Source organism: Polaromonas sp. P1_E3, assembly GCF_056405935.1.
The window spans coordinates 1-5,927 of the sequence record NZ_JBFUBD010000166.1 but is presented as its reverse complement, the minus strand read 5'-3'; the positions used below and the strand labels follow the sequence as shown (position 1 = coordinate 5,927).

The window sequence follows — 5,927 nt, the reverse complement described above, 5'->3', positions numbered from 1 at the left end:
GCAAGATCGATCCGCTGATCGGCCGCCAGTATGAAGTCGAGCGTGTCATCCAGATCCTCTGCCGCCGCCGCAAGAACAACCCGCTGCTGGTCGGTGAGGCCGGTGTGGGTAAAACTGCAATTGCCGAGGGCCTGGCCTGGCGCATCACACAAAAAGACGTGCCCGAAATCCTGGCCGAAGCCAATGTGTATTCACTCGACATGGGTGCCTTGCTCGCCGGCACCAAGTACCGCGGTGATTTTGAGCAACGCCTGAAAGGCGTCCTCAAGGCGCTGAAGGACAAGCCCAACGGCATTCTGTTCATCGACGAGATCCACACCCTGATCGGTGCCGGTGCGGCCTCGGGCGGCACGCTGGACGCGTCCAACCTGCTCAAGCCGGCGCTGTCCAGCGGCCAGCTCAAGTGCATCGGCGCGACCACTTTCACCGAATACCGCGGCATCTTCGAAAAAGATGCAGCCCTGTCGCGCCGCTTCCAGAAGGTCGATGTGGTCGAGCCGACCGTGCAGGAAACGGTCGACATCCTCAAGGGACTGAAGTCGCGTTTTGAAGAGCACCACAGCGTCAAGTACGCCGTGGCCGCCCTGCAGGCTGCGGCCGAGCTCAGCGCCAAGTACATCAACGACCGCCATCTGCCCGACAAGGCGATTGACGTGATCGACGAAGCCGGCGCCGCCCAGCGCATCCTGCCTGCGTCCAAACGCAAGAAGATCATCACCAAGGCCGAGGTCGAAGAGATCGTGGCCAAGATCGCCCGCATTCCACCCGCCAACGTCTCCAACGACGATCGCGGCAAACTGCAGACGCTTGAGCGTGACCTGAAAAGCGTGGTTTTCGGCCAGGACAAGGCGCTTGAAGTGCTGGCCTCCGCCGTCAAGATGGCACGCTCGGGCCTGGGCAAGGACGACAAGCCGATCGGCTCTTTCCTGTTCTCCGGCCCTACCGGCGTCGGCAAAACGGAAGCCGCCAAACAGCTGGCCTACATCATGGGTATCGAGCTCATCCGCTTCGACATGTCGGAGTACATGGAACGCCATGCCGTGAGCCGCCTGATTGGCGCGCCTCCGGGTTACGTCGGCTTTGACCAGGGCGGCCTGCTGACCGAGGCCATCACCAAGAAGCCGCATGCCGTGCTGCTGCTCGACGAGATCGAAAAGGCGCACCCGGACATCTTCAATGTGCTGCTGCAGGTGATGGACCACGGCACGCTGACGGACAACAACGGGCGCAAGGCCGATTTCCGCAATGTCATCATCGTCATGACCACCAACGCCGGTGCCGAGACGATGAACAAGGCGACCATCGGCTTTACCAACCCGCGCGAGTCCGGCGACGAGATGGCCGACATCAAGCGCCTGTTCACGCCCGAGTTCCGYAACCGCCTGGAYGCGACTGTCAGCTTCAAGGCGCTSGACGAARCCGTCATTCTGCGCGTGGTCGACAAGTTCCTGCTGCAGCTCGAAACGCAACTGGCCGAGAAGAAGGTTGAAGTCACCTTCACCGATACGTTGCGCAAGTACCTCGGCAAGAAGGGCTTTGATCCGTTGATGGGTGCACGCCCGATGCAGCGCCTGATCCAGGACACCATCCGCCGCGCGCTGGCCGACGAACTGCTGTTTGKCCGCCTGACCGAAGGTGGCCGCCTGACAGTGGACATGAAGGTCACTGCGGACGAGAAGGGTGTTGAGACCGGGGAAGTCCAGCTCGACATCCAGCCGCTGCCCAAGAAGGAAGGCAAAGCCAAGCCCGAAGCCGAAGCGGCCGAAACGAACTGATCCTTCACTGACCCAGTTGAGGCAGCTGCGCGCTTAGTGTCCGCGCACCCAAAAAAGGCCGGTAGCATCACGCTATCGGCCTTTTCTCGTTTTCGACCGCATTCCCAACTAAAAGACCCGCCTTGATCCTTCCCGAACTCAGCCCCGAATGGAAAACCGGCCTCTCAGTGGCCTGGAGTGCCTACATTGCCGTGCTGTCGATCTGGATCGTGATGCAAAAGCGCGCCCCGGTCTCCACCATGAGCTGGATCCTGTCGCTGGCGCTGTTGCCGTTTGCGGGTTTTGTCGTTTATTACTTCCTGGGCCCACAGCGCCTCAAAAAACAGCGTCTCAAACGCTTGCGCAGCCGCGCGGGCGCGCGGGGTGATGCCGATCTGGCACAGCTGCAGGGAATGGCCGAAAGGGCGCCCCCGGCCCTGCGGCAAATGACGGCTCTGGGCACGGCTGCCTGCGGCCTTCCGGTTTCCAGTGCCACCGCTGTCCAGCTGCTTTCGGGCGGTGCGCGGGCGTTTGACAGCATTTTCGAGGCGATCCGCGAAGCCCGAGACCATGTGCACCTGGAATACTATATTTTTGAGCCCGACCGGATCGGTACGGCCCTGCGAGACTTGCTGGCAAAAAGGGCAGAGCAAGGCGTCAAGGTGCGGCTGCTGGTCGATGCGCTCGGCTCCAAGCGCCTTGGCCGCCGGTTTATGGCGCCGCTGGAGGCCGCTGGTGTCAAGGTCGCGTTCTTTCATGACACCCGCATAGGCCGCCGCCTGCGCCCGGTGACCAACTACCGCACCCACCGCAAGATCGTCGTCTGCGACGGCCGTGTCGGCTTTACGGGGGGCGTCAACATCACCGATGAAGAAGACCGGCGCACCCGGCCTGACGCCTACCACGATGTGCACCTGCGCATTGAGGGCAGCGCGGTGCGCTGGCTGCAGACGACCTTCCTGGAGGACTGGACCTATGCCACCGGCGAATCGCTCACGGATACGGACCGAAGCCTTCCGCATTTGCTGCCCCTTCTGGTGCCCGACGAAGAGGCCGGCGATATTCCCGTGCAGGTGGTGACCAGCGGGCCGGACAACATGCTGGAGCCGATTCACCGCATGCACCTGGCCGCCATCAATGCCTCCACCCAGCGCGCCTGGTTGACCACGCCTTACTTTGTACCTGGAGAGCCCGCGCTGATGGCGCTGACGAGCGCCGCGCTGCGCGGTGTCGACGTGCGTTTGCTGGTGCCGCGCCGCAGCGACAGCTTCATCGTCAGCGCCGCGGCACGTTCCTATTTTGACGAACTGATTGCCGCCGGCGTCAAGGTCTGGGAATACAAGGCCCGCATGCTGCACTCCAAGACGCTGGTGGTCGACGACAGCTGCGCGATGGTCGGCACCGCCAATTTCGACAACCGCAGCTTTCGCCTCAATTTCGAGGTGATGGCTGTGGTTTATGGCCCCGCGCTGGCAGTGCCGCTTGCTGCGCAGTTTGAAACCGACCTGCTGAGCGCCGCACCCGTGCGCGCAAACCGGCCCCAGAACTTTCTGATGCGCCTGATCGACGCCACGGCGCGGCTGTTTTCCCCCTTGCTCTGATTACCGAGTTCCCCATGCCCCATACCTTCCTCTGGCACGACTACGAAACCTTCGGCATCAACCCGCGGCGCGACCGGCCTGCGCAGTTTGCCGGTATTCGGACCGACGCCGAGCTCAACGAAATTGGCGAGCCGTTGATGATTTACTGCAAGCCCGCCGGTGATTACCTGCCGGACCCGAACTCCTGCCTCATCACCGGCATTACGCCCCAGGTATGCCTCGAAAGCGGTATCCCTGAACATGCCTTTGCAGCACAAATCGAGGCCGTGCTGGCCGAACCGGGCACGATTGGTGTGGGCTACAACACCATCCGCTTCGACGACGAAGTCACGCGCTACCTGTTCTGGCGCAACCTCATTGACCCGTATGCGCGTGAATGGCAAAACGACTGCGGCCGCTGGGACCTGCTCGATGTCGTGCGCATGGCCTATGCGCTGCGGCCCGAGGGCATCACCTGGCCGCTCAAGCCCGATGAACGCAGGCCCGACGACGCCAGCGCCGTTCGCCCCAGCTTCAAGCTCGAAGACCTGGCACGCGCCAACGGCCTGGTGCACGAATCGGCGCACGACGCCCTGTCGGACGTGCGCGCCACCATCGCGCTGGCCCGCCTGATCCGCAAGGCACAACCCAAGCTCTTTGACTTTTGCCTGGGCCTGCACAAAAAAGACCGCGTGGCCGCCGAGCTGGGCCTGCCCACCAGTCCACAGACGGCCCAGCCGTTCCTGCACGTCTCGGGAATGTTCCCGCCAGAGCGCGGCTGCCTGGCCGTCATGTGGCCGCTGGCAACGCACCCATCCAACAAAAACGAGCTGCTGGCCTGGGACCTCTCGCAAGACCCGAGCGAGTTGCCGTTGCTCGACGTTGCCACGTTGCGGCAACGCCTTTTCAGCAAATCGGCAGATCTGCCGGAGGGCGTGCTGCGCCTGCCCATCAAGTCGGTGCACCTGAACAAGTCACCCATGGTCGTGCGCTAGCTGGCCACGCTGTCGCCGGAGATGGCGGCGAAATGGAATGTAGACATTGCCGCGGCGCTGGCCAACGCCGAAAAAGCCGCCGGCCTGCCTGACATGAGCGCCATCTGGCCCGAAGTTTTCCAGCGGCCCAAAGAGCCCGCGCCGGATGTTGATGAAGACCTGTACGGCGGTTTCATCAACAACACCGACCGTCGCAGGCTCAATCAGTTGCGTGCCTTGTCTCCCGCCGAGCTGGCCCATGCCCGCATCGGCTTTGACGACGAGCGCTTGGGGGACCTGGTGTTTCGCTACCGGGCGCGTAATTTTCCGGAAACCCTGTCGCCTGAAGACGCCGAACGCTGGGAAGCGCATCGCGCTGCGCGCTTGCTGGAGGGTGAGGGCGGTGCGCGCAATGTGGATGCGCTGTTTGCCGAGATTGATGTGTTGGCGGAGACGGCGGATGAGAAGGGACAGGCGGTGCTTGAGGCGCTTTATGAATATGCGGAGATGATTGCGCCGGAGATGTCCTAGCGCTGTCTTCTGTGGTTTGTTTCTGTTCCGGCGTCGCTTGCTTTGCTAAGGTAGCTGGCCGGGGGGTGCCCGGCATGCAAGTAACTTTCTTTTGCTTCGCCAAAAGAAAGTCACCAAAGAAAAGGCGACCCTGGTTCCTGCGACCCCTGCGCTGCGCTASGGGGCAACCTGCGGTGCTCGGCTCAGGCGGGGTCTCGCTCGAACTCGCCTTCGGCTCAGACAATCGCGATCCCTGATCCGCCTGAGCCTGCGCTCCTCGGCGCATGCACAAGGGGCAATCGGGATCGGGAGCCAATACCAACAAGTACTCGCCATGGCGAGTACTTGTTTCTTCMGGTATTCGGGGTCCTGTTTTCGGCTGCTTGGCTGTTCGGTATTCCTTTTCCCCACCCCTTGTGSATGCGCCGAGGAGCGSAGGKCCAGACGGATCAGGGCAAAAACTTGTTTGAGCCGAAGGCGAGTTGTTTTTGACCCCGGCTGGACCGAGCACCGCAGGTTGCCCGCAGCGAAGCGKAGGGACGCAGGAACCAGGGTCGCCTTTCTTTTGCTTACTTTTCTTTGGCGAAGCAAAGAAAAGTGAGTTGCATGCCGGGCAACCCCCGGCCAGCAGGATTCAGAGAAGGGCGCGCCCATCAAATGAACAACCACTTCAAAAGAAAACTGCTATCAATTAAATAGCTGCCAGCGCTCGTCCACATTAGCCGAAATGCCTATTTCCTAAAAAACCTCAAGCCACAGCCCGCTCCACCAAAGGCGCATAAGCGTTACCAAACCGGTTGGCCAGAAAATCCCCCAACGCAATATCCTCCTGCCGCACAAATCCCCGCGCAGGCAACCGCCCGTTAGCCAGCAAATCCAGCACCGTGCAAATACCAGCCGCCGTCGTGATCTGGATCGCGCTGCGCAGCACGCCGCCGACAACATGGCTGTAGACCTTGCGGGCATAGGTTTCCTGCATCAGCCGGYCTTCGCGCTGGCCGCTCACGGTCACGAACACAATCACCACGTCCTGCATCGTCGTGGGCAGGGCGTTTTCCAGGATGTCTTTCAGCACACCGCGGCGGTCGCGCAGGCGCAGGTCGTTGAGC

General features: G+C 61.9%; 2 protein-coding genes and 2 pseudogenes. 3 read left to right on the top strand and 1 reads right to left on the bottom strand.

Annotated elements, in window-relative coordinates:
* The 3 genes and pseudogenes from AC1D0Z_RS14795 to sbcB all read left to right on the top strand — a co-directional run.
* The coding region (locus tag AC1D0Z_RS14795) for an AAA family ATPase (protein ID WP_477658983.1) at positions 1-1,775 on the top strand (1,775 nt) is incomplete at its 5' end.
* Between the two features lie 122 nt (positions 1,776-1,897).
* Positions 1,898-3,355, top strand: coding sequence for a cardiolipin synthase (cls, locus tag AC1D0Z_RS14790; protein WP_477658982.1), 1,458 nt, complete (start codon positions 1,898-1,900; stop codon positions 3,353-3,355).
* Between the two features lie 14 nt (positions 3,356-3,369).
* Positions 3,370-4,839, top strand: a pseudogene (gene sbcB / locus AC1D0Z_RS14785) (exodeoxyribonuclease I).
* Positions 4,840-5,566: 727 nt separating this feature from the next.
* On the opposite strand, the pseudogene AC1D0Z_RS14780 reads toward sbcB, so the two are convergent.
* Positions 5,567-5,927 (bottom strand): annotated as a pseudogene (locus AC1D0Z_RS14780) (saccharopine dehydrogenase family protein); the annotation flags it as partial.